The sequence below is a fragment of the Desulfobacca acetoxidans DSM 11109 genome (assembly GCF_000195295.1).
Classification (GTDB): Bacteria; Desulfobacterota; Desulfobaccia; order Desulfobaccales; family Desulfobaccaceae; genus Desulfobacca; species Desulfobacca acetoxidans.
This window is the reverse complement of sequence record NC_015388.1, coordinates 2565268-2589770: the sequence shown is the minus strand read 5'-3', so window position 1 is coordinate 2589770 and position 24503 is coordinate 2565268. Positions and strand designations below refer to the sequence as shown.

General features: G+C 52.6%; 23 protein-coding genes. 8 read left to right on the top strand and 15 right to left on the bottom strand.

Translation table 11 applies throughout. The annotated features are described in order from the left end of the window. The first annotated feature begins 31 nt into the window (after window positions 1-31). The 5 genes from DESAC_RS11615 to DESAC_RS11595 all read left to right on the top strand — a co-directional run bounded on the left by DESAC_RS11615 (window position 32) and on the right by DESAC_RS11595 (window position 6317). The gene (locus DESAC_RS11615) at window positions 32-1270 is read left to right on the top strand and encodes an aspartate kinase (protein WP_013707265.1); all 1239 of its coding nucleotides are present in this window, start codon (window positions 32-34) and stop codon (window positions 1268-1270) included. A gap of 11 nt (window positions 1271-1281) precedes the next feature. Beyond that, complete coding sequence (cimA, locus tag DESAC_RS11610) at window positions 1282-2946, top strand: citramalate synthase (protein WP_013707264.1); 1665 nt, start codon at window positions 1282-1284, stop codon at window positions 2944-2946. 79 nt (window positions 2947-3025) lie between these two features. Beyond that, entirely contained in the window at window positions 3026-3580 is a 555-nt protein-coding gene (locus DESAC_RS11605; RefSeq protein WP_041283956.1) for a ComEA family DNA-binding protein, read from the top strand. Between the two features lie 116 nt (window positions 3581-3696). After that, entirely contained in the window at window positions 3697-5415 is a 1719-nt protein-coding gene (locus DESAC_RS11600; RefSeq protein ID WP_013707263.1) for a diphosphate--fructose-6-phosphate 1-phosphotransferase, read from the top strand. Window positions 5416-5489: 74 nt separating this feature from the next. Further along, the gene (locus DESAC_RS11595; protein WP_013707262.1) at window positions 5490-6317 is read left to right on the top strand and encodes an aminotransferase class IV; all 828 of its coding nucleotides are present in this window, start codon (window positions 5490-5492) and stop codon (window positions 6315-6317) included. Here DESAC_RS11595 and DESAC_RS11590 read toward each other — a convergent pair. After that, a complete protein-coding gene (locus DESAC_RS11590; RefSeq protein WP_013707261.1) occupies window positions 6303-6722 on the bottom strand; it encodes an HIT family protein in 420 nt (139 codons plus the stop codon). The genes DESAC_RS11595 and DESAC_RS11590 overlap by 15 nt on opposite strands. A gap of 438 nt (window positions 6723-7160) precedes the next feature. On the opposite strand from DESAC_RS11590, the gene DESAC_RS11585 reads away from it, so the two are divergent. Together DESAC_RS11585 and recD2 are read left to right on the top strand one after the other, a co-directional pair. Then, on the top strand, window positions 7161-8564 hold the full coding sequence (locus tag DESAC_RS11585) for a TldD/PmbA family protein (RefSeq protein ID WP_013707259.1): 1404 nt from the start codon (window positions 7161-7163) through the stop codon (window positions 8562-8564). Between the two features lie 57 nt (window positions 8565-8621). Continuing rightward, window positions 8622-10784: an SF1B family DNA helicase RecD2 gene (gene recD2, locus DESAC_RS11580; RefSeq protein ID WP_013707258.1), complete on the top strand. Its 2163-nt coding sequence runs from the start codon at window positions 8622-8624 to the stop codon at window positions 10782-10784. A gap of 120 nt (window positions 10785-10904) precedes the next feature. Here the strand turns inward: recD2 and DESAC_RS11575 are convergent, their stop codons facing one another. From DESAC_RS11575 to DESAC_RS11515, 13 genes are all read right to left on the bottom strand, one after another. Beyond that, the gene (locus DESAC_RS11575) at window positions 10905-11327 is read right to left on the bottom strand and encodes a response regulator (RefSeq protein WP_013707257.1); all 423 of its coding nucleotides are present in this window, start codon (window positions 11325-11327) and stop codon (window positions 10905-10907) included. Window positions 11328-11919: 592 nt separating this feature from the next. After that, on the bottom strand, window positions 11920-13125 hold the full coding sequence (locus DESAC_RS11570; protein ID WP_013707256.1) for a hypothetical protein: 1206 nt from the start codon (window positions 13123-13125) through the stop codon (window positions 11920-11922). A 14-nt stretch (window positions 13126-13139) separates the two neighbouring features. After that, window positions 13140-13517: a hypothetical protein gene (locus DESAC_RS11565; RefSeq protein WP_013707255.1), complete on the bottom strand. Its 378-nt coding sequence runs from the start codon at window positions 13515-13517 to the stop codon at window positions 13140-13142. Further along, window positions 13514-14989 carry a cyclic nucleotide-binding domain-containing protein gene (locus DESAC_RS15390; RefSeq protein WP_013707254.1) on the bottom strand — a complete coding sequence of 492 codons (1476 nt, stop codon included), beginning with the start codon at window positions 14987-14989 and terminating at the stop codon, window positions 13514-13516. Before DESAC_RS15390 ends, DESAC_RS11565 begins: the two co-directional genes overlap by 4 nt. Window positions 14990-15025: 36 nt before the next feature. After that, entirely contained in the window at window positions 15026-15361 is a 336-nt protein-coding gene (locus tag DESAC_RS11555) for a Rho termination factor N-terminal domain-containing protein (protein WP_013707253.1), read from the bottom strand. A gap of 35 nt (window positions 15362-15396) precedes the next feature. Next, window positions 15397-16164 (bottom strand): slipin family protein, encoded by a 768-nt coding sequence (locus DESAC_RS11550; RefSeq protein ID WP_013707252.1) that lies wholly within the window; start codon window positions 16162-16164, stop codon window positions 15397-15399. Beyond that, window positions 16164-17501, bottom strand: a complete 1338-nt coding sequence (locus DESAC_RS11545) for an NfeD family protein (protein ID WP_148231240.1) — start codon at window positions 17499-17501, stop codon at window positions 16164-16166. The genes DESAC_RS11550 and DESAC_RS11545 overlap by 1 nt, the downstream gene beginning before the upstream one ends. A 103-nt stretch (window positions 17502-17604) precedes the next feature. Continuing rightward, on the bottom strand, window positions 17605-18360 hold the full coding sequence (locus DESAC_RS11540) for a uracil-DNA glycosylase (protein ID WP_013707250.1): 756 nt from the start codon (window positions 18358-18360) through the stop codon (window positions 17605-17607). Between the two features lie 7 nt (window positions 18361-18367). Beyond that, window positions 18368-19579, bottom strand: a complete 1212-nt coding sequence (gene coaBC / locus DESAC_RS11535) for a bifunctional phosphopantothenoylcysteine decarboxylase/phosphopantothenate--cysteine ligase CoaBC (protein ID WP_013707249.1) — start codon at window positions 19577-19579, stop codon at window positions 18368-18370. Between the two features lie 125 nt (window positions 19580-19704). Next, a complete protein-coding gene (locus DESAC_RS11530) occupies window positions 19705-20328 on the bottom strand; it encodes an MBL fold metallo-hydrolase (protein ID WP_013707248.1) in 624 nt (207 codons plus the stop codon). Window positions 20329-20484: 156 nt separating this feature from the next. Then, window positions 20485-21132: a LysE family transporter gene (locus tag DESAC_RS11525; RefSeq protein WP_013707247.1), complete on the bottom strand. Its 648-nt coding sequence runs from the start codon at window positions 21130-21132 to the stop codon at window positions 20485-20487. 192 nt (window positions 21133-21324) lie between these two features. Beyond that, a complete protein-coding gene (locus tag DESAC_RS11520) occupies window positions 21325-21951 on the bottom strand; it encodes an SH3 domain-containing protein (protein WP_013707246.1) in 627 nt (208 codons plus the stop codon). Window positions 21952-21968: 17 nt separating this feature from the next. After that, entirely contained in the window at window positions 21969-22736 is a 768-nt protein-coding gene (locus DESAC_RS11515) for a zinc ribbon domain-containing protein (RefSeq protein WP_013707245.1), read from the bottom strand. Window positions 22737-23123: 387 nt separating this feature from the next. Here DESAC_RS11515 and DESAC_RS11505 point away from each other — a divergent pair, with 387 nt between their 5' ends. Further along, window positions 23124-23888, top strand: a complete 765-nt coding sequence (locus DESAC_RS11505) for a HesA/MoeB/ThiF family protein (RefSeq protein WP_237671396.1) — start codon at window positions 23124-23126, stop codon at window positions 23886-23888. Between the two features lie 48 nt (window positions 23889-23936). On the opposite strand, the gene tsaA is transcribed toward DESAC_RS11505, so the two are convergent. Continuing rightward, window positions 23937-24371, bottom strand: a complete 435-nt coding sequence (gene tsaA / locus DESAC_RS11500) for a tRNA (N6-threonylcarbamoyladenosine(37)-N6)-methyltransferase TrmO (protein ID WP_013707243.1) — start codon at window positions 24369-24371, stop codon at window positions 23937-23939. Window positions 24372-24503: the final 132 nt, after the last annotated feature.

Here is a 24503-nt window from a genome sequence, read left to right as displayed (position 1 = left end):
GATATAGTTGTTTAAGGGAGATTATTCAGGAATGCCATTAATTGTACAGAAATATGGCGGGACATCGGTGGGCAGCCCGGATCGTATCGCCAATGTGGCCAATAGGGTGGTGAAGGAGTGGCGCCAGGGGAAGAAAATGGTGGTGGTGCTCTCCGCTATGTCCGGCGAGACTGACCGTTTAATTAAATTGGGCAAAGAACTGGCCGAATTTCCCGACCCGCGGGAACTGGACGTGCTGATGGCCACCGGCGAACAGGTGACGGTGTCGCTCTTTTCCATATACCTTAAATCCCAGGGTATTCCTGCTACTTCTCTGCTCTCGCACCAGGCTCGGATCTACACTGACAGGGCCTATGGACGGGCGCGCATTATCGGCATTGATACGGCCCGTATCCGTGAGGAGTTGAAAAAGGGACGGATTGTGACGGTGGCCGGATTCCAAGGAGTGGATGAAGTAGGCAATATCACTACCCTGGGCCGGGGCGGCTCTGACACCACGGCGGTAGCCATTGCTGCGGCCTTGAAGGCAGACCTGTGTGAGATCTATACCGATGTAGAGGGGGTTTTTACCACCGACCCCCGGATCTGCCCCAAGGCTCGTAAATTAGACAAGATATCGTATGATGAGATGTTAGAAATGGCGTCCCTGGGGGCCAAGGTCCTGGAAATCCGCTCCGTGGGTTTTGCCAAACGCTATAATGTCAGATTGGCGGTGCGTTCGAGTTTTTCTGACCATCCGGGAACCTTGGTAACAACGGAGGATGAAGATATGGAAAATATTCTGGTGTCGGGAGTGGCGTATAGCAAAAACGACGCCCGCGTAACCATCACCCGCCTGCCGGATAGACCGGGTATCGCTTCCCGGTTGTTCAATAAGATTGCTGAGTCTAATATCGTCGTGGATATGATTATTCAAAACACCAGCATCGACGGGATGGCGGATATCACCTTCACTGTCCCTAAAGGGGATCTGCGTAAGACCCTGGAAATTATTCAACCGCTCATCGATGAATTGGGTGGCGGCCATATCTCCAGCGATGAAAACATTGCCAAGGTCTCTATCGTCGGAGTGGGGATGCGTAATAACGCCGGGGTGGCGGCCAAGATGTTCTCTTCTTTGGCTCGGGAGAATATCAATATTATGATGATCAGCACTTCGGAGATCAAAGTATCCTGCATAATCGAGGATAAGTACACCGAGCTGGCGGTGAGAACCCTTCATGATGCTTTTGGTCTGGAACAGTCCCGCCCTCGAGGCGAATTGACCTAGAGAGGAAGAAAATGCGGCGGGTAAAAATCTACGACACGACGTTGCGGGATGGCACTCAGGCTGAATACTTTAGCTTATCCTTGGCGGATAAAATCCGCATTGCCGAAAAGCTTTCTCAGATAGGCATTCATTATATTGAAGGCGGCTGGCCGGGGGCCAATCCGAGGGATCGAGATTTTTTTGGCGAGATCCGCAACTACAATTTGGATAGCAGCCTGATCGCCGCCTTTGGTAGTACGCACCACAAAGACCGGCCGCCAGAGTCTGATCCGGTCTTTCAGGAGCTGCTCATCAGCCAGGCGCCGGTAGTCACCATCTTTGGCAAGTCATGGAATCTACATGTTAAAGAGGTGTTGCGAACTACCTTGGAACGTAACCTGGAGATCATTACCCATTCTCTGCGGTATCTCAAGCCCCATGTGCAGGAGCTATTTTATGATGCCGAACATTTTTTTGACGGGTTTCAGGCTGATCCTGAGTATGCCCTCAAGACTTTGGAAGCCGCTCTGGCCGGCGGCGCCGACTGCCTGGTGTTGTGCGAAACCAATGGCGGCGCCCTGACCTCAAAGGTAGTGGAAATAATCAAAGCGGTGCAAGCCCGGTTTCCCGAGGCGCCTTTGGGCATCCATGCCCACAACGACGGCGAGATGGGAGTGGCCAACAGCCTGGCCGCAGTGGAATTGGGGGTCAGTCAGGTGCAGGGGACAGTAAACGGCTTCGGCGAACGCTGTGGCAATGCCAATCTTTGCTCCATCATCCCCGGCATCCGGTTAAAACTGGGTCTGGACTGTGTCAGCGACGACAATCTCAGGCGGATGTCGGAATTGTCCCGGTTTGTTTACGAAATCGCCAATATTAGTCCGAACCGTTATCAGCCCTATGTCGGGCGCAGCGCCTTTGCCCACAAAGGCGGCGTGCACGCCGCCGCCGTCAAGCTTAATCCGAGGGCCTATGAACATATCCGGCCCGAGCTGGTGGGCAACTTCCGCAATTTTCCGGTGTCGGACCTGTCCGGCAAGAGTAATATCTTTCTCCTGGCCCAGACCCTGGGGCTGAAACCGGCGGATCACGATGCCGCTGTGCAGGCGGCAGCCGAAAAGATCAGAGAACTCACCCAAAATCGGCATCAGCTTAAAGAAGCAGACATCTTGCAGACTATTCTCAGCAAGGTGAAAGAATTGGAATCTCAAGGCTACCAGTTTGAGGAGGCCGACGGTTCCCTGAAGTTGCTGGTCTTCGCCTCGCTGGGAAAGGGGAAAGATTATTTTCGGATGTTAAGTTACCGGATCGTCGACCAAAAAGTAGGGGATATTGAGGCGCCGGTTCCGGAAGCGACGTTACGGGTGCGTGTGGGTTTGAATGAGGTACATACTGCCGCCCTGGGAACCGGTCCGGTCGATGCATTGTACAACGCCCTGCTTAAAGCCCTTATCAGGTTCTACCCCCGACTGGTAGAGATGCGGTTGGAAGATTATAAAGTTCGGGTCCTGCCCGGTGCTACCGGAAGCACTGCTGCCAAGGTGCGGGTATTCATCGAATCGCGGGATGCCCACGACCGTTGGGGCAGCGTTGGCGTTTCCCATGATATCATCGAGGCATCCTGGCTGGCCCTGGTAGACAGTATCAACTACAAGCTCTACAAGGATGAGCATCCCAGTTTAGGGGTGGCCTCTTAGAAACAATGCCTACAGGGGTGGTTGACCGACCGCCACTCGGTAGTAAAAGCGGTTTAAACTGCGATTCTCTCAAATAGTCATGCTACCCCGAGAGCACCAGATCATCATTGCGGTCTTGGGCCTCTGCCTCGCCGGATTGTGGGTCTGGCAGGCGGGGTTGGTCTGGCGCACTCCCTCTGTCCCCGCTGTACCACAATATAACTATTTCCTTGAGGTTGCCGGGGATCTACCTCGCCCTGGGGTCCATAATTTTTCAACTATGCCTACCTGGCAGGAAGTCTGGCATGCGGCTGGGGGTCGGGATGATTACCTATACCCACGGCAGCCACTTCCTAACGGTTCCAAAGTTATCCTATCCGCAGACCGAACTGTTATTCCGGGGCGCATGTCGGGCAATGATCTGTTGACCCTGGGACTTGCCATTGACCTGAATACGGCCGTTGCGGCTGATCTGGAAATTATTCCGGGCATCGGCCCGGTGCTGGCCGAGCGGATCGCCACCTTTCGCCGAGAACACGGTTCTTTTAAAAAAGTCGATGACTTGCTCAAGGTTAAAGGGGTGGGGCCGAAAAACCTTGAAAAGATCAGGCCGTATGTGGTTATAATGGCATCTGAGATGCGACAATGGGATTGATATCGAAGAGCTTTCAGGTTTTTCGGGATACCTTGAGGAAAATCTGTCCTCAATCTGTCACTGAAGGCGTCTAGACTGTCAAGTTAGACCAGTTTTTAGCACAAGGAGTTCCTATTATGACCGATAAGAATATTGCTCCCCAGAATCCGCAAAATCCAATTGTCAGTCTATTATGCAACGACAGTCCTGTCAGGCTGGAGCGTATGGTCTACCAACCTCCCTTGATACCAGCGTTTCGGGAAGGTTCAGGGAGTATACGGTCTCTGGACGGGTTTTCCTTGGAAGTTTTAAAGGCCACGCGCGAGCAGCTGCCTTTTGTGAGCGAAAACAGACTGGTGGATATCATCCCAGGTGGTGCCAGGCAGGAGCAGTCGCGCCGTATTGGCATTGTTCTTTCCGGCGGTCCGGCTCCGGGCGGGCACAACGTCATTGCCGGGGTTTTTGAGGCGGCCAAGCGAGCCCATCCTGACAATGCCATCATCGGTTTTCTGGCCGGACCCAAAGGCATTATCACCAAAAAATATAAGGATATTGACGCGGCGATAATCTCCGAATACAAGAATTCCGGCGGTTTTCACATGTTGGGCACCGGCCGTGATAAGATCGACAATACCGATAAGATGGCCAAGTGCCGCCAGACCTGCGCCGATCTACAGCTGGATGGCCTCGTTGTGGTGGGGGGTGACGACTCCAACACCAATGCCGCTTTTTTAGCGGAAGATATGCGTGATCTGGGGGTTCAGGTTATCGGCGTCCCCAAAACTATCGACGGCGACCTGCAGGTTCCCGGACTGCTCCAGGTCCCGTTCGGCTACCACTCGGCTTGTATGTCCTTTGCCACCGAGGTCGGAAATCTGAATTCTGACTGCAAGTCCGATCTCAAGTACTGGCACTTTAATCGGCTTATGGGACGCAGCGCCAGCCATATTGCCCTGGAAGTAGCGCTCCAGACCCATCCCAATGTCATCCTGATCGGCGAAGAGATCGAAGATAAAGAACTCACCATTCATAACGTTGTTCGCCTCATCGCCGACGTCATTGTGGAACGGGCCCGCCGCGGTATGAACTACGGCACTATCCTGATACCGGAGGGGATCTTAGAATTTATCCATGAGATCAACGTATTGATTATAAAGATCAGCTATATCATTGCCAGCTACGACAAAGAAGCCGTGGGCGAAGAATCCTTCCACAAACTGCCCTTCGAAGATCAGGTGCAGCTCATTGATAATCACGACATCTGGCGAGATTATGACAGCCGGGTTTTTTTAGGCCTGCCCACCGAACTTCAGCGCGGTCTGCTTCTGCCCCGTGACAGCCATGGCAATTTCCAATATGCTCAGGTCCGCACCGAACGGATTCTGTTGGATATGGTGGCCACCTATCTCCGGAAACAGCGGGGCAAGGGTATTTACAAGGGAACCTTTAAACACCAGAACCACTACTACGGCTACGATGGCCGCGGCACCTTTCCCACGAAGTTCGATTGCGATTATGGCTATAACCTGGGTGTTACCGCTTTTACCCTTCTGGCCAACGGTTGCACCGGCTACATGGCAGCCATTAAGGATGTGCATAAGCCTCTGGAACAGTGGCGACCTATCGGCATTCCCCTGGCCCCGCTGATGCACTTGGAGGAGCGCCGGGGTCGCCTGGAGTTGGTCATTGCCAAACAGAAAGTTGATCTTGACAGCCCGGCCTTTAAAGTTCTGGCCCAGGAACGGATAAAATGGGCCCAGGAAGATCATTATCGTTTTCCTGGACCGATCCAATTTTCAGGTCCTTGCGCCGACGCCAAACCCATTACCCTGCAACTGAATGCCTTAGGATTGTGAGGATGTCAAACTGAGCCTGGTCGAGAGGTAGCATGTCTACCACGATCCGGGGCAGATGAAAGAGTTTTTTGGAGATGGATATTTTCCTGAACGGGCAATTCCTGCCCCTTTCTGAAGCTAAAATCTCGGTCCAGGACCGGGGTTTGCTTTATGGTGATGGTTTGTTTGAGACTATCAGGGCCGAGGCCGGACGACCGTGGTGGTTGGCTGAGCATCTGGCACGCCTCTCTGATGGCGCCGCCATCCTCAGAATCACTCTACCCCCCGACTTTCCCTGGGGAGAGCATTTGCGAGAGCTAGTGGCTCGGAATGGCCTAAAAAACCAGATAGCTGCAGCAAAGATTATCATCACGCGGGGAGAGGCACCGGAATTGGGTCTGCCCCGGGCCGACCGGCCGACGTTGATTATCTCGGCTCGGCCTTATACACCGCCCACACCAGGAGAGTATCGACAGGGCTGGCCGGTGGTGAGTTTTGCAGAACGACGCAGCAGTTTTTTGGGGCAATGCAAGAGTCTGAACTACCTGTTCTGCCTGGCAGCTCGGCAGTATGCCCTGGACCGGGGGGCCCGGGAAGGACTCATCCTGGAAGCGGACGGCACCGTTTCGGAAGGGGCGGCCACGGGAATTTTCTGGCGGGAAAACGGCGTTTTCTTCCGGCCTCTGGCTCCGAGCGCCTTACCGAGCGTGACCTTAGCGGTGCTGCAGCGGGCCTTGAGAGGACAGGGAGTTGCATTTCAGGTCAGTCCGGCATCCTTGGCGCGCCTGGCCAGAGCCGAGGGCGTCTGGCTGGCCAACTCGCTGATCGGAGTCATGCCGGTTTCATCCCTGGATGGCTGCGCCGTGCCTATGTCCCCTGATACGAAGCGATTAAACGACCTGCTGTGGTCAGAGGTTGCCTAAGGTCTGTCGTAACTGCCGCGCGACACTGGCCATGTCCTGTCCTCGATAGAGACCCTGAGGAAAGAGTTGCAACCCGTCATCGACGTACCGTGGAATGACATGCAAATGGGCGTGAAACACTACCTGGCCAGCGGCTTCGTAATTGTTCATACCGAGATTAAATCCCCGGGCGTATAAGGTTTTTTGCAAAGCCAGGGCCAGGCGGCGGCTGACCTGTCCCATCTCCAGCCATAGCTCATCTGGCAGGTCCAGAAATGTTTCAAAGTGTGCCTTGGGAATCACTAAGGCATGCCCATAATGTACCGGGGCAATGTCTAAAAAGGCCATAACTCGATCGGTTTCGCAGAGACGTTCGGCATACGCCCGTCCGGCGACAATCTGGCAGAAAATACAGTCCTGGGGCATAGACTCTCCTTTTGGTGAAATAATTACTTGGATATGTTAGAAAATATTATATCAGCCGAAGCAGGGTATCAGCATCCGGCCAACGGCCAGAAAGAAAGTATATCGTATAATTTATAGGAAGACAGTGCTTTTAAAGACGGCGGGCGCGGCCCGCCCTATGAGTAAATTGTCAATGAAATATCGAAAATGGGAATAGGGCGGTCCATGGCCGCCGCTTTATTTAACATGGTCGATGAGAAAAAAATTTGTATGAAAACAGTGGGCGGTGAGCAGAAAAAGCATTATTGTGAGCAGCTACTACGGTTCTGTTTTCATGTTTCGTGGTGTTCCTCAGAACATGATGACTTTTAGCAGGTGGTAAACGTTTCGGTTTCCTTTGTTGACACTCCAATTCTAAGTTATCATACCTGTAATGCAATTTTTGGAGTAGCCGGACAGATGACAGAAATAAAAGAACTCAGATTTATCTTGAAAAATTTAGTACGGCAGATGGAAGCTACCGTCCCGTATGCCGCGGCCTGGGTGCAGGACAGGGTAGGAGAACGACTTCTGCTGGACAGTCGGGAGGCTCGCGCCGAAGCCCTCGAAAGGCAACAGGGTGTGGTATTAACAGTTTTTACCGGCCGCGCTTTTATGGAGTATGCTCTTAACGGCATTGGAACCTCTGAATTCTGTGACCGGTTAACTGCCGGGGCCGAAGAGCTGGTCAAGACTGCCCTCATGGAAGGGATTGTAGACGTGGGTCTCGATATCGATCCAGGCGTGGCATTAAACCAGGATTTTGCGGCGGCCATGGCGACCCCGCCGGAACAGATTCCTCTGCGCCGGAAAATGGCTACTCTCAAAACCATCAGGGATGATCTCCAGATTCGGGATGCCAGGGTTGTCAATGCCACGGTTTTCTACTCCCATACGAGGAGTCGGGAATTATTTGTCAACCGTACCCGCAGCCTTTATCAAGAACTGCCCCGTACCCAAATGGTAGCCCAGGTAGTATTGCGGGAGGGGGATCGGACGGCATGTCTGCATGGTGGGCATTGCTATCTGGGAGGGTATGAACATACCTATATCAAGGAAGAGGAACAGGGCCGTCTGATCCGAGATGCGGGACGGATTCTCACGGCGCCGCGCCTGTCTCCCGGTATGTATGATTGTATCTTTTCACCCGATTTTGCCGGCATCTTTGCGCACGAGGCCTTTGGCCATGGTACGGAAGCAGATTTATTCCTGGAACGGCGCTCCCGTGGTCAGGAATATCTGGGTCATCAGGTGGCCTCGCCTCTGGTAAACCTGTCTGATTCGCCGGCGTTACCGGGACAGGCGGCCAGCTTTTTCTTTGATCACGAAGGCAGATTGGCAGAGGAGACCAGGATTATTGAGAATGGCGTTCTCAAGTGTCCTATTACCGATCTCAATTCGGCCCTCCGCCTGGGTTTGAGACGTACTCCCAACGGTCGCCGGGAATCCTATGCCCACAAGATTTACGCCCGCATGACCAATACCTATTTCGGTCCCGGAAACCGGGACTTCGAAGAGATGCTGCAGGATATCAAATTTGGCTATTTTTTGGATCATCCCTCCAATGGCATGGAAGATCCCAAAGGATGGGGCATACAGTTGGAAGGACTGTATGCCGAAGAGATTCGAGAGGGGAAGTTGACCGGCAGCGTCTTCTCACCGGTCATCGTCACCGGATATGTTCCTGACCTGCTGCAATCCATTACTATGGTTGGCCCGCAGGTGCAGATCTCCGGTTTGGGGATGTGCGGCAAAGGACATAAGGAATGGGTCAAGGTCTCGGATGGTGGGCCGTTTTTGCGTCTTAAGGCGAGACTGGGCTAATCAGGATAATTTAATCAGGCTGACTGCTTACAAGAAATTGTTTTTAAGAGCTATGAGATGCTGGTGGAACTTCAGGGGCAGATTGAGCGGGTCACGTTTTTTAGTGAAGACACCGGCTTTGTGGTAGCTCAACTCAAGGTGCGCGGTCAAAAACATCTAGTGACCATAATCGGCCACCTGTTGGCGCCCAAAGCAGGCGAGGGGCTGCGTTTAAAGGGAGAATGGAGTCTCCACCCCAAATACGGTGAACAGTTCAAATTCACCGAGCACGAAACCATGACTCCGGCTACTGCCTCTGGTATGAAAAAATATCTGAGTTCCGGTTTTATCAAGGGAATCGGACCGGTTATGGCGCAGCGCATCGTCCAGAAATTCGGGGGCCAGACCTTTGATATCATTGAGACCGGGATTGAGCGGTTGGCAGAAGTAGAGGGCATCGGTCCCAAGCGGCGCCAGATGATCCAGCGGGCCTGGGAGGAACAGAAACAGATCCGGGAGGTGATGCTGTTCTTGCAGACGCACAACATCAGCACCGCCTATGCAGCCAAGATCTTCAAGCAGTACGGGCACCAGGCCGTCACTGTTATGCAGGAAAATCCTTACCAACTGGCCGCCGATATCTTCGGCATCGGTTTTCTTACCGCCGACCGCATTGCCATGAAATTGGGTTTTGAAAAAGAGACTCCGGCCAGATTGGAGGCTGGCATCCTCCATACCCTAAAGAACGTGAGTAACGAAGGACATGTATTCTTTCCCTATCGACCGCTGTTGGAAAAGGCCCGTGAGATTCTGGCAGTCGAGGAGCAGTTGATTGTCCAGGCACTCAGCCGTCTGGCGTTTCGGCAGGAGGTTGTGGTCGAGGAGTCCCTGGATCAAGACCAGCGGCCCGTCTACTTGAGCGGTTTTTATCTCGCCGAGACTAATGCCGCCAAACGCCTTAAGGCCTTGATGCAAGCCCAGCAGCAGCTCCCTTTTATAGAGCCTGCCAAGGCCCTCGCCTGGGTGCAGGAGCGTCTGGGCCTCACTCTGGCGCCCCAGCAGGCCGATGCCGTTACCATGTCTTTGCGTCATAAGGTGCTTCTCATCACCGGCGGTCCGGGTACCGGCAAGACCACTATCATCAACGCTATTTTGAAGATTTGGGAGCGCTTGGGGGTGAATGTCATGATGGCGGCGCCCACCGGTCGGGCCGCCAAACGCATGAGCGAGGTCACCGGCTGGGAGGCCAAGACCATTCATCGGTTGCTGCAGTATAGCCAACAGAAGGGTGGGTTTCAGGTTAGCGAAGGAAAGACCTTGCCCTGCGACCTGCTGATCATCGATGAAGCCTCCATGATCGATGTTGTCCTCCTGCACCACCTTTTGAAGGCTACACCTCGGGGGGCCACCCTCATCCTGGTAGGCGACGCCAACCAACTGCCATCGGTGGGTCCGGGCAATGTCTTCCGCGACCTGATCGCTTCCGGCACAATTCCTTTAGTCGAGCTAACCGAAATCTTTCGGCAGGCCCAGGAAAGCCTGATCATCGTCAACGCCCACCGGATCAACCGCGGGCAGTTGCCGCAATGGAAAGCCGAGCCCGACAAATTAGCTGATTTTTTCTTCCTGGAGCAGGAAGAACCGCAAGAAGTCCTGCACCTCGTTCTAGAATTGGTCAAGGAGCGCATACCGAAGCGTTTCGGGTTTGATCCGGTGGAGGATATTCAGGTCCTTACGCCGATGCATCGGGGCGTGGTGGGGGCCGGAATGCTCAACCAGACTCTGCAGCGGGAACTCAACCCCGACGGTCCGGGACTTGACCGTGGGGGGCGAATGTTCAAAGTCAATGACAAAGTGATGCAGATCAGGAATAACTATGACAAGGATGTCTTCAATGGCGATATCGGCCGCATCAGCCGCATTGACCAAGAGATGCAAGAATTAACGATTATCTTTGAGAACCGTGAAGTAATATACGATTTCGGTGAATTGGACGAAATTGTCCTGGCCTATGCTATTTCAGTACACAAATCTCAAGGGTCGGAATACCCGGCGGTGGTGCTGCCGATGGTAACCCAGCATTATCTGCTGCTGCAGCGCAACCTGATTTATACGGCGGTGACACGCGGCAAGAAGCTCGTAGTCATAGTCGGGGCCAAGAAGGCATTGGCCATGGCAATACATAACGATAAGACTAAAAAACGGCACTCCAGGCTGGGGGCACGGCTGGCGGCAGGGTAAGGTGTTTTTTTCTCCCGCAGCATATCCTTTTCAAACAGATAGATCGGATTTCCCTCGAGAATCTTCAGGCCTTTGTCTACCGCTTTTCGACTCTGAATCTTGAACTTTTCAGGTGAGAAGTCAGTGATTTGTGATCGGTTTCTTACGGCGGTCGGGTTTGGCAGTTTTTTTGGTGAGAAGATGTTTCACCATGGTAAGAATTTCCCATTCATTATACGGATCTAGGATGCAGCCGTAGACCCCGAGTTGCATGACTTCTCGGATAAGATTGCGATGCTCTCTGTCGTAAAGGAAGATTATCCCACCTTCCTTACAGGCGGCCTTGATGTTCATGATGATAGACGGCCCGTACTGGGTTTCAGCCTCCCAATCGATAAAGATAATAGGATTCTGGCGCTCTTTTAATTCAAGCAGCAATTCACTGGGATTGGCTATGATCACCGGCTGGAAGTTGTTCCGCTCCAGAATAATCTGCATATGCCGGCGGATATCCTCATTGAGCACCAAGAGGCTGATAGGGATAGGTTTTCCGGCTGGTATCATTGGGTTGCGTCTATGGGCTGCTGCACCGGACTAAAGCACGCCTTTGTCATCTGCTCAGAACCTTTAACCTGACTTTCCGGTTGCAACGATGCCAGGTGGTCTTCATAAAAAGAATTTTTCCGGCGGCGTGTTTGTGGAATCGCTGCCGGCGGGGTAGGCAAAGTCTTCAAGTGGAAATCAGCAAGTCATATGCCAAAAATCGGTTTCAAGAAGATTCATGGATTTGTTAATCAGTCAAGTGCTAACAATGGATAACCTTCACTTTCTTACTGTGTAAGTATATAAAAGATTTTGAATAGTTAAGAAAATTAAACCGTATTTGTCTAAAAACCGACTCTAGGAAAATATTTTAGAATAAATTAATAGTAAAATAAGGGGGAAAGAGCGAATGTCCAATAAATGACCCCTTAATCCTTATTTCACACAGAAAAACATGCAATGATAGTATTAATGGAGAATCTCATGGGGTGTAAGGGATGGGTAGAAAAGGGACGGGAGGTGAAAAAATAAGGCCTGCAGGGGCGGGCCACGGACCCGACCCTATCAGGAATTCCTAAGATATCAAATTTTTCAGGAGGTATAGCCTAAGTAGTTATTTCCCCACGTAATAAATCCGGATGGAATAAAAATCCACCTGGTCATAGATTACCAAAGGATTTTCCGACTCGGTGTATTGTACTCCTTCCAGACGCTTGTTCACCTTTTCCTGAGTGTGTTTCAGGATAGTTTCAGGTAAATTCGATTGCTGCGGCACCGCCGTCTGAAGATACTGCCGATAGAATTCATAGTTTCTAAGTACCGTCGCTTTGGTCTGTTCACGCAGGATGAGGCGCAGAGGTTTGAGGCCGTCGTCGTAATAATCACCGATGTCTTCAAAATGTTTTTTGATGGTGGGCATATCCCAACGTTTCATTTCCTTGTATTTCTGGGCCTCACTACTGGTATAATTATTAGTGGACAGAGCCAGTACACCGATGTCGGGGGAGACTTCAGGGTGCCCGGGGATATATTCAATGATCACCGACAGATCAGGATATTGCGTACTGGAGAGAGCAAATTTGCGGGATTCCTTGGCGCCACCACGTGCGGTAGTATTTTCTTGGACCTGCCAACCCTTTTGTTCCAAAAGAGCCAGCACCGGCCCGGCTTGGGGCAGCAATTGAGCAATTTCAAGCATAGAATTGGATGAGGGTTGCTGATACTCTGAGGTGGCCGTTGAGGTGGCACCACCAGCAGCCAAGGTCCGATTCTCAGAAGAAAGGGCTGAAGCAGCCGGCCGGCGGGAGGCATCGGCAGCGGGTGGGGGCGGAGAGCCGGCATATGAGCGTTTTTCTAACGCCAGGCCAGGAGGGGAGCCGCCGCTCTGGAGATCAGGTTTCAGTCCGACCAGATACATATAGCCGCCACTGGTCCCAGCCCGACTCAGGCGCCAATACACATATGGCTGTCCGGGAGAGATATCCATAATGATCCTTACCCCCTGGCCGCCTGGAAGGGCCACCAGACGCACCTGTTGAACTAGATGATGATCTCCCGGTTGATTTGGAGGCAGATCCAGGGTTCTAGCCTGGGGAAAATCAATCAGTAACTGGGGGGACCGGCGATCCGATACGGGATAAACCTTGGGTTGGGCGGAACGATTGAGCATGATGGTCAACAAAGAAGTGCCACGCACCTGACTCAAACCCAACCGAGTGATAATGAGATCGTTTTCCTGCCCCCAGCCGGGCTGTGGCGTGAAACCCAATCCTATTGCAAACCAACCCAGGAGCGCCAGTCTCAAAAGGCGTATATTCACCGGCAAACCTTATTCTACTTCTTCTGACGGGTAAAAGTAAGGCAATTCTCGGGCGGACAGCCAGGATGCCAATCGCCGCTCAGGTCGGCGGAGAGATGCCTGCCGCCATCCGTAGGGGTGGCGATTATGATACCGCCTTCTTTGGTGTACAACCAGACACGACCGTCTTCTACCCGCCATTTGAACTTTAAGGTCTTATTCTCCTCCACCATGGTCCAATCAGCTTCGCCATTGTCCCGGAGCAGGAGTTCAACATATGTTTTGCCGCCGAGGGGGGCATCGGATTTATAGGAACCCACAAAAGGGGTCCGGGATTCACCGCAACTGCTTAATATAAGCAGGCCTAGGACCAATCCCAGGGCTGCCATCAGTTTGAAAAGGGTTCTGTTCATATTCTTCTTTCCCGCCAGACAAAACCGCCTCGATCCAGAACAAAGAGGCGATCATAGAGGAAGATCTGGATGGTCATGACCAACATCCCGGTATTCTTCAAAACCTTCCACCAATTAACGGGTTCACCGGTTTCACCTACGCAACCGCAGTTGATGGGGAATCCCTGGATGATGGCGTTAGCCAACCCCGTGATAAACATGATATTCATACCGCCAATAATTGTGGCCGCGGCCCTGGTGCGGATGCCCAGGAGGAGGAAGAGGCCGGAAACCAGTTCACACCAAGGGAGGAAAAGGGCCCAAAGATTCACCCCTAAAGCGGGCATCATCTGGTAATCCACGACGTTCAAGGCAAAAACCGCTGGCCGCATAATCTTGCTTAAAGCAAACTGAATGAAGATGATTCCCAAAATCAGGCGGCAAAAGGCCGAGAGATACGGGCTGCGGCGCACCGGAGGCAGCAGCAGCAATACAAAGATGGAAACCGGGATCCACTCAAGATATTCGGCCCATCCCAGATCCATGGGCGGCGGGGGCTTGACGGCTTTATGTTCGAGGGGAAAGGCATGCCGCCAGGCGCCATAATTGTCCAACACCATGACGTTATCATATCCGCGGCTTTTAAGGGCCAGGGCCAGGTCAACATCAAAACGGCGGCTGAACGTCCCACCATAGATTAAGATCGGTGAATCCTTGGTTACCTGTTTATGTTCCAAGGTAAATCGGTACATGGGGAACATCAGATCGAAAAAGACTACCTGGAAATTTACTGCTTCCTTAATGTGCTCCTGTTGAAAAAAGCCGTCTTTGCGGGCATCAATAACAGTGAGTTCATTTTTCTGGTAGCGTTCCAGGGCATCCTTTACGGAGATGGTGGTGACTGAATCAGGCACGCCCCAGCCCTCGATCAGTGGAATCTGATTATCGTTATAAAAATTGAAGCCGAGGGCAAAAATCAGGCTCAGGCCCAATATCAATACATAATCGAAGAAGGATATTTCCCGCAGCCGCACCTGCTGTACGACCTGCTTTTCCAGGCGCCGGTCGCCTTCCACCAGCCAATGGGTCAATTGTCTGATGATCTGTCTCGCCAGAGGAGGATTATCGTCCAATAATTGTTCGAATTCCTCCCGACTGATCTCGGTAACCAGGGTGTCTTGCTCGGCCTCGACAAAAGCAGTGCGGGGCTGGCGGGTAATAATAGCCAACTCGCCAAAATATGACCCCGGTCCCAAAGTAGTCAGATCGGTGCGGATGCCCTCGGAGCTGAGACGGAAGACCTTCACTGACCCTTTCCGGATGACATAAAAGTTATCCGGACTATCACCCTGTCGGACGATAATACTGCCCTTCGGAAACGATTTATCGGTGCCGATGGCCGAAATTTTTAATTCTGCCGGTCCCGGATGGGAAGACTCGTGGCTGTTTTTGGACTCATTGCCGCCTTGGGGCTGCTTTTCTTCGATCGCCATAGCGGACGCACCTTTTTGGTAGATGGTTGCAGGTAACTAAGCGGCTTTCCGAGTTCTTTTTTTCAGGCGGTTAATTCTTCGGCGCAAGACATTGATCCGGGCGCGGCCTTCTCCACCTTCGCTGGCGGTCAGTTTGGCCTGACGCAGCAGATTAATTTTTTCTTTCAGTTCTCGAACATTAACGGTTTTGACCTTTTTGTTTCCCTCATCCGTAATGCCTTTGATTTCTTTGATAGCGGCAATGAGTTCTTCTTTATTCATGCCGTGGACACCAACGATTTCTCCTAGAGACAGGGCATGTTCCCGGAGTTCTTTGGCTGTCATGCGATCTAGGGGCTTTTCCTTCTTTTCTTTTCTCTCTTTCTTTCCCATAAATATCCACCTTATATTATTATCAATGGCGTATTTTAATCAGTTTTTAGTCTGTCCGCAAGCTTAATAAAGGGAGTGAGCAGATCGATGGGGATCGGGAAGAGGGTCGTGGAGTTCTTTTCGGCGGCAATTTCCCGGAGAGTCTGCAGATACCGCAACTGCAGGGTAATCGGCTCAGCGGCCATGATCTGCGCTGCCTCCGAAAGCTTGGTGGCAGCCTGAAACTCGCCCTCGGCAGCAATGACCTTGGCCCGGCGTTCCCGCTCCGCCTCTGCCTGTTTGGCCATGGCCCGCTGCATCTCAATAGGCAGGTCTATGGCCTTGATTTCTACCAGGGTTACCTTGATTCCCCAGGGGTCGGTGTGTTGGTCCAGTATTTCCGCCAGCCTCAGGTTGATCTTTTCCCGAAAGCTCAGGAGTTCATCCAGCTCCGATTGACCGCAGACGCTCCGTAGGGTCGTCTGTGCCAAAAGAGCCGTGGCCTGAAAATAGTCCTGGACCTCGATGATAGCCTTGACCGGTTCCATTACCCGGAAATACACCACGGCGTTGACCTTCACACTGACGTTGTCTCGGGTGATGACGTCCTGGGTAGGAACATCATAGGTAACCAGTTGGAGATTGACTTTCCGTAGTTGATCGATTATGGGAATCAGGATGATGACGCCGGGACCTTTGGCCGCCGGCAGGGCCCGACCGAGCCGGAAGATCACGCCACGTTCATATTCGTTGAGAATTTTAATGGCGCTGAATAGAAAGAAGACAATTAGTACCAACAGAATTATCGGAGTTGAAAACCCCATTATACTCCTCCTTTCGCGGGTTGTGAGACTCGACGTACCAAGAGATTAAGATTATCCACCTGCACAACTTCCACCGGCTCGCCCTGGGGAATAAATTCCTCGGCCCGAGCCTCCCAATACTCTCCATGTACCAGGATCTTGCCGTTAGGGTTGAGATCAATCAGGGCTACTCCCCTTTCTCCCACCAGACCGGCCATGCCAGTCAAAGGTTTGCGGAGTTGGGCCCGCATTGCCAGATAGGCAACGGCCAGGAAAAAGACTGACACCGCCACAACGGTGGTGAGTAGTACACCGAGTGAAACCCCCACTTCCAGTTCCTCTCTGCGGTATAACATCATGCCGCCTAAAGCCAGGGAGATAATCCCGGCTATTGACAGCATACCGTAACTGGTAACATAAATTTCCAGCAGAAAAAAGATGAAGGCCAATATAATCAAAAGGATGCCGATAAAATTCACCGGCAGAGTCTGAAAGGCATAGAATGCCAGCAGTAAACAGATACCGCCAATCACCCCGGGCAGAATCACTCCGGGATGGGCCAACTCAAAATACAGCCCGGCCAACCCCACCATCATCAGGATCATGGCGATGTTGGGGTCGGCCAGATGCTTTAAAATGCGATGGTGCAGTCCTTCGGTGATAAAAACCGTCGAGGCCTTGGCTGTTTTCAGCGTTTTAAGATCCTGGGTTAGGCGCACCGACCGACCGTCGATCTTTTTTAGTAAATCTGGAAGATCATCGGCCAGGACGTCGATAACCTTTAACTTTAGGGCATCACCGGCGGTAACCGAGACACTCTGACGGACCGCTTTTTCGGCCCAATCAGCATTGCGGCCCCGGTCGGCGGCCAGGGAGCGGACATAGGCGACCATGTCATTGATCACTTTTGCTCCCATGACCTTGTCGAGTTTCTGGGTGCCGATGGCCACCGGATGGGCGGCGCCAATGTTCGTCCCCGGCGCCATCGCAGAGATATGAGCGGCCAGAGTAATCATCAATCCAGCCGAAGCGGCTCGGGCGCCTTTGGGGGCAACATACACCACGACAGGAACCTTGGCGTTAATGATACCCTGGACAATCCGACGCATGGCAGTGTCCAAACCGCCTGGAGTGTCTAACTGTACCACCAAAGCCTCGGCCTGGGCCTTCTCCGCACTCCGGATGCCTTCCAGAATAAAGTCGGCCAGACCGGGATTAATCGATCCCGCAGCCGTAAGGATATATATCTGTCCGGGGGCCTGCTCAGAGCTCATTGCCGGATAAACCCCGGCGCTGACCAGCAACCAGATCCCGACCATAGCGATCACCACCGGGAAACGCCGGTATGCTTTATACATGGCAGCCCGCCGAGTGAGGCAGCAAGGATTCTGCGATGGTCTAATCATTTACTCAACTCAATCAAGTTTAGCGATTTGGACCGGTAGTCCTAACACCTGCCGATTAATCCTTTGAAGGTCTATAAAGGGCCAGTACCTGCTGCATATCCTCCCAGGTTTTGACCCTCTCCTGAGGCACCCGAAGGAGATAGGAGGGGTGAAACGTGGGCATGACGGCAATACCGCGCCACTGTTGCCAGTGTCCCCGGAGTCGGTTCAAAGGCGCTTTCGTCTCCAAAAGCGCATGGATAGCCACTGCCCCCAGGGTAACGATAACCTGTGGCCTGATGGCTTGGAGCTGCTTCCATAGAAAGGGCCGACAGGCAGCAATTTCGTCAGCCTCCGGGGTTCGATTATTGGGAGGCCGGCACTTATTAATATTGGTGATATAAACTTCCTGGCGGCTGATCTCCAGTTTGGACAACAGCCGGTTCAGGAGTTGCCCGGCCCGGCCGACAAAAGGCTCACCCTGCCGGTCTTCAGCCTCACCCGGTGCTTCACCGATGAAAACCAGACGGGCGTGGGGGTCGCCAGCGCCAAAGACCAGGTGCGTGCGCGTTCGCCAGAGCTTGCAGCGCTGACAGTCGCCCAATTCGGCCCTGACCTCTTCCAGGGTTATCACCTCCTGCGGTGGCACCTCCGACGCCGGTTGCAGAGTTAATTCCGGAGCCGGGATCGACTCGGACTTTACGACCGGCTCTGCGACAATGGGTTTTGAGATATGCTCCACCAACCGCAGGCCCAGACGCTGTTGATAACGCACATATTCCTTGAGCGTGACGGTCAGGCGGTGCAACTCCTCTTGAGCTGTCGCAGACATCGGGGCATCACCTTACCAAAGGGGCGTCCAGCAAAGCGACCAGGCGATCCAAAACCCGGTCGGCGGCGGCGGCTTTGCTGAGCAGCGGCAACGGTTCCACCTGTCCCGAACGGTGTATGATGGTTACCTGGTTGGTGTCTACAGCAAAACCGGAATTCAATGCCTTGACGTCGTTGGCCACGATCAGGTCTAGATGTTTGCGTTCCAATTTCTGTCTGGCATGGGTGTAAATGTCCTCGGTCTCGGCGGCGAACCCCACCATCACCTGTCTGGTTTTGAGGGAACTCAAACTTTGCAGGATATCCGGGTTGTGGGTAAGTCGGACGATCATTTCGTCGCCGCCCCGCTTAATTTTCTGACCGGCAAAACTGGCCGGCCGATAATCGCTCACTGCTGCGGCCATCAACAAGGCATCGGTTTCCGGGAATCGTTCCAACAACACCTGCTGCATCTCCAGCGCCGATCTCACCATGAGGCGTTCCACTCCCAGGGGCGCCGCCAGGGAAGAAGGGCCGCTGACCAGACAGACATCAGCACCGCGCCGTCTGGCCATCTGTGCCAGGGCATAGCCCATCTTACCGGTCGAGCGGTTGGTTAAAAAGCGCACCGGATCCAGGTCTTCATGGGTGGGGCCGGCGCTCACGAGGATGCGGCGTCCCTGTAGGTCTTTGGGGGTCAACAGCGTTGCCAGTGCCTCGACGATGTCGGCAGGCTCCGGCAACCGGCCAGACCCATAAGCGCCGCAGGCCATTTCTCCCGAATCAGGCGGCATCAGGTGAAACCCCCGCAGCCTGAGGCGTTCCAGGTTTTCCTGCACCACAGGGTTTTCGTACATCTTGACGTTCATGGCGGGGCAGACCAGGATAGGTCGGGTAGCTGCCAGAACCACGGTAGTAAGAAGATCATCGCCTAAGCCAGCGGCTATTTTGCCGATAATGTTAGCGGTAGCAGGTGCAATTACCAGGGCGTCGACATCCTGGCCCAGGGAGATATGCTCCAAGGGGGCGGCATCTACGCCGAAGAGCGCCGTGCGCACCGGAACCCCGGATAGAGCCTGGAACGTGAGCGGCGCGACAAATTCCTGGGCGCTCCTGGTCATCACCACCTGTACCCGAGCTTCGGCTTTGATCAGCCGGCGGAGCAATTCTACCGCCTTATAAGCGGCAATGCCGCCGGTGACGCCCAAAATAATCTTTTTAGCTTGCAAGATGGCTAACATAGCATATTAGCAGGAATATACTTGGATCCGCAAGTTTTGTTTCCCTCTTTCCAATTTAAAGCTCCTTTGGCCCCAAATGGATTCGTTTCCGAGAGATAGCCAGAGGTTTAAAAGGTGTTGATCTTTTAAAAGAAAGGATTATATTGCCGTTCCTGGCCTACCGTGGTGGCCGGCCCATGACCTGGCATAACCAGATAATGATCTCCCAAAGGGAAAATCTTGGTTCGCACCGAGGCGATCAGATCATTGTAGGAACCGCCCGGGAAATCGGTCCGACCGATGGAGCCGGCGAACAGGGTGTCGCCTACGTAGACTATGGGTTCGTTCTGCAGGACCAGGCAGATTCCACCCACGGTGTGTCCCGGGGTGTGGAGGACCTTTAGCTGATACTCCCCAAATTCGAGGATGTCATCTTCTTTCAATAATATATCGGCCTGAGAGGGCCGTAACCGTCCCCCGGTAAAAAATAAGGCTTCGGCAGAGGGTTGATTCAGCATGTCGGCGTCGGCCGTATGGATGGCAATGGGTGCTCCCGTAGCCTCCTTAAGTTCCTGGTTGGCGCCGACATGGTCGAAGTGGCCATGGGTGTTGATGATTATCTTGAGTTTGAGGTTCTCTTGCTGCAAGACTGCCAAAATATCGGGGCCGTCTCCACCCGGATCGATTACTACGGCCTCTCGGGTAAGCTCATCCCCCAAAATATAACAATTCGATTCCAACATGCCGACGCTCATAACTTTCTGGATCATCTGGATTTCACCTAACTAACGAATATTAAATATAATTTACCTACAACCGATGAGAGGGACTTGTCGATTGCCGGTTTCCGGTATGATGCCTGTATTTGTCTTTCTTGGCACTGCCCCTGCCCTCTGATCATTGTCTTTCCGTACGCTGGCCTTTCTTTAGGCTCCGACGAGCGTCTTGACGCCCTGGTAGCCGAAGTAACAGCCAAAAATCATCAGGAAGAGGGCGCAGACTACCATAAAACCATGGTACACCCGGTCGGAAATGAACTTTTTGCCCTGGGCCACGGCCAGGGATACCAGGCTGTACCAACCTAAATCAGCCAGGATATGACCGATGTAGAAAAAAACCACGCCCCAGAGGCCGTACTGCGACGCAAAGAGAACATATCCCAATCCCAGAGTAACCCACCAGATTAGCCAGTAGGGGTTGGACAGGCTCATGATGATACCGGCCCAGAAAGGGGAGAGAGTCTTGACATCTTCGGCATCAAAGCTGAGACGAGCGTGGCGCGCCGAGGTAAAGAGTTCGTATCCCAGCCAGAAGAGAATACATGCTCCCGCAAGGGCGATGACCCCCATGATCAAAGGTTGATTAATAATCGCGCCGATACCCAGCAAGAGGAGGATGAGCAGTCCGAGTTCCAGGACCCCATGTCCTAAGATAATTACCGGGCCGACCCAGAAACCCCGCCGCGCCGCTTCCGCCACGGTATACGTCAATAAGGGTCCTGGCATAAGGGCGCCTGACAATGCCACAAGAAAGGACGAACTGAAGATGCCCAGCAGAATCAGGACAAGTTCCATAACCGCCTTCCGGATTTGGAGTATAATCTTAATAAGGATTTTTAAAAATAAGATGTTATCATGAATATCTTGAGAAACAAAGGAAAAACCTGAGGCGGTTGGCAAGGTCGCCGCCGGAAAGTCCGGGTTGGAGGCCTTCTCACAAGGGTAGTGGTGCTCCCGGAAAATGGGAGCACCGGTAATCAAGGTATGCTACATGGGTTTGGCCTTTTCAGTGGACGGGGTGCTCTCTTCTTCCTTTTTCTGGGTTGGTGCGGCAGGTCGGCTTCTTTTTTTCGTCGTATATGATCGCCGCGGGTAGGAAACTGGTTCTAGAGAGAGATATCCCCTTAACAGCCACCCTTCGCTGCCATTCCGGAGGCTTCGCACTTTGGCCCAGCCCTGCGGCGAATCACCCAATTTTTCAACCCGCTCATTAAGTTGGACTACGCCGGTCACCCCGGAAGAATACATCGGGTAGGTGTGCAGATTGATTCGGGAGGCGTTGATATAATAATAGCCCGGATAGGGTGGCGGGGAGGGTGGGGGAGTGGGGGTTACCGCTGAAAGCAGATCGGCGGTCATCCAACCAACGGCGTTATTCCGCAGGGCGCGTACCTTCCACCAGCCGTAACCATTGGTATCTAAATACTCCACCTGATCGGAGCGATATAATCGGCAAACCACGCTGCAATCAGGTCCGGGGCATTCCCTCAGATAAGCCTCCCCGGCAATAACATAGAAAGGTCCTGCCGCCTCGCTCTGGCGCAAATCTAGGAAGTTAATCGCGGCGAGGGCAAGTAAAACAGCCAGCATGGACCAAAACCGGTATGGTGCCATGGTTCTCTCCTTTCAGCTCAATCCTCAATCTCTTCTATCTTTTTAATTTTCCACTGTCCTAATTCCTTGGCAAACCACACCCGGTAACGGAAGTCATCGGTCTGCAGATTTTTATTGGCTCGATTCTGACTCAAAGTGCTCCAGTTTACTTCCGCTACCGCGTCATTGTCGCCCAGGTCTCTGATTTTGGAGACGGTGTAGGTCATGCTCTTGAAGTCGAATTTCTCCCAATTTTTTAAGATATCCTGCCGTTTTTTATCCATTTCCGGATAGAGTAGGGAAATTGTGCTCATGTAAAGCAGGATATCTTTGTTCAAATTGGCGTCTTTGAGGTTGTTTAAAACCCTTTCCAAGTCTGCTTGCAGACCGGAAATATCTGTTTTGGGAACTATTCCTGGTTCCGTTGCCTTAGGTCCCAATGGCTGGGCGGGTTTAACGCCAGGCGGGGTGGGCGCCTCCTGAGATACCGGAGATTCGGCAAGTTTATCCGGCGGTGGAGAGGTCTGGCGGGTGAATTGTATGACCACAATCAATACGATGATTACTCCGATCGCCGCTGCTCCTGCCAACAACCAATTCTTATTGATCGCGAAGGCTGGTGACATCTGCTTTTCTTTTAAAGGGGCATCGCATTCGTGACAAAAATTCTGCTCCGCCGTCACCTCAGCGCCGCAGCGGGGGCAGCGGGGTGTGGGGGCTGGTTCGATGCTTAAATCCCTGCCACATTGTTTGCAATAATGCTGACCTTCCTCATAAGGGGTTTGGCACCCTGGGCATTCTGGCATAACAGTCTCCTTTTCTCTCCTCCTGCTGGCTTTCGATATGAGGTCATACTGCCATCAAGGCGGTGACAGCTAGTACGATAGCACAGAATCAATAGAAAAATCAATCATGCAAATTTTGAGAGGTGAATCTTTTTGAGTTTAAAAATCAAAAGAGGGAAACTTGCCCGTAAGACATTGATCGGCAATAGGCTTGCAACCCGCATGATAGCTTCAGAATAAACCCACAACCAGGCATTTTTTGGCCATATTCGCATTATCTTTTTATTATTAATGATCAATCGCGACAACAGAAAAAATCCTTCAAGCTCTAGTCTCCAAAAACCGATATGGATACAGGAAATTAATATACGGGATATCCTTAATCATGGAGGCGTTTTGTTGGAATTGATGAAAGAACTGCCCCTGTCCTTGTTTAGCGCTCTGAGTCCGGCGGAACTGACACGCTATGAAAGGCAAATGAACCTGCCGGAATGGGGGTTGACAGCCCAACAAAAATTTAAGAACTCCAGGGTGTTCATAGCTAGCGCCAGTGGTCCGATGATTACCGCCGCCCTCAATCTGGCCGCAGCTGGCGTCGGACGCCTAAAGGTGGTGGATTGTCGCCGTGTCTTGCTTACGGACTTGTGCAATCAGATGCTTTATCGGGAGAAAGATCTGAACAAGTTCAGAGTGGCAGTGGCCCAGCAGCGTCTGCGCGAGACTAATCCTTTCATAGAGGTAGAGGCTTTTGAAAGGAAAATCAGTGATCACAATGCCCTGAGACTTATCGAGGGAACAGACCTGATCCTGGCGGACTTGCGTGATAAGCCGACGTCTTTGGCTCTTAATCGCGCCGCCAGCCGGCGGCGGCTCCCTCTTATAGTTGGTTGGATTCAAAATATGCGGTGCAATATTATCACCCTTCAACCAGGCAAAGGGCTCTGTTTGGAATGCACCGGATTACATGATCGGGTCAGAGACAACGAGGCTTCTCTAGGCCCGATGAGCACTTTGGCAGGCAGTCTGATAGCCCTGGAGACAATGCGCCTCCTTGGAGGTCTAGAGCCAGCTTTTTTGGGCCAGTTGTTTGGCTTCGATGGTAACCTCTGCCGATGCGAAACGGAGAAACTCAAGGTGACCCCAACCTGCCCGGTTTGCGGCAAGACCTTCTAAGGCGTCCAACTTTCTACCATCAGTGATGATTTATTGGAGCGCAGCGGGTTATTCTTTCCGGAGTCGCGGGAGCCAGGTTGGATTAGTAGCATCGGGAATTAGGTCGCTGACCGGCATATAAGGCTTAATATCCAGTACAGGGGCGCCATCACGGGCATCCAACTTCTCCAGGATGAGGTGTCGGCCGTCTACCTGCAGCAGTCGAGCCACAGATAAAGCGAGAAGATTGGGGCGCACCGACGAACGGGAGGCAAAAACACCGGTTAAAGGATTGGCCGGATTGCGGCGCGGGTGTATCTGCAGGAGTCCCCGGTCCGGCGAAGTTTCGTTCTCATGAAAGTAGTAAATGATCCAAAGGTGGGAATGCTGCTCCAGCCCTAATAGACCCGGCATATACCGCTCTTCCACCTCAATCGACACCTGGTTATTCTCCCGACGCACCCAGCCGATGGGCTGCAAGAGATAATTTCCATTCCTAGCCATTCGTTTTGCCACCTGTATTTAGTCTTTTTAATAACGAAGATATGCGAAACCCCACTATAATTGGAAACTTATCTCTGCTTAGCATACCTAGCCGAACTGAAAAAGGCAATCGTAATTATGACCATGGAAACT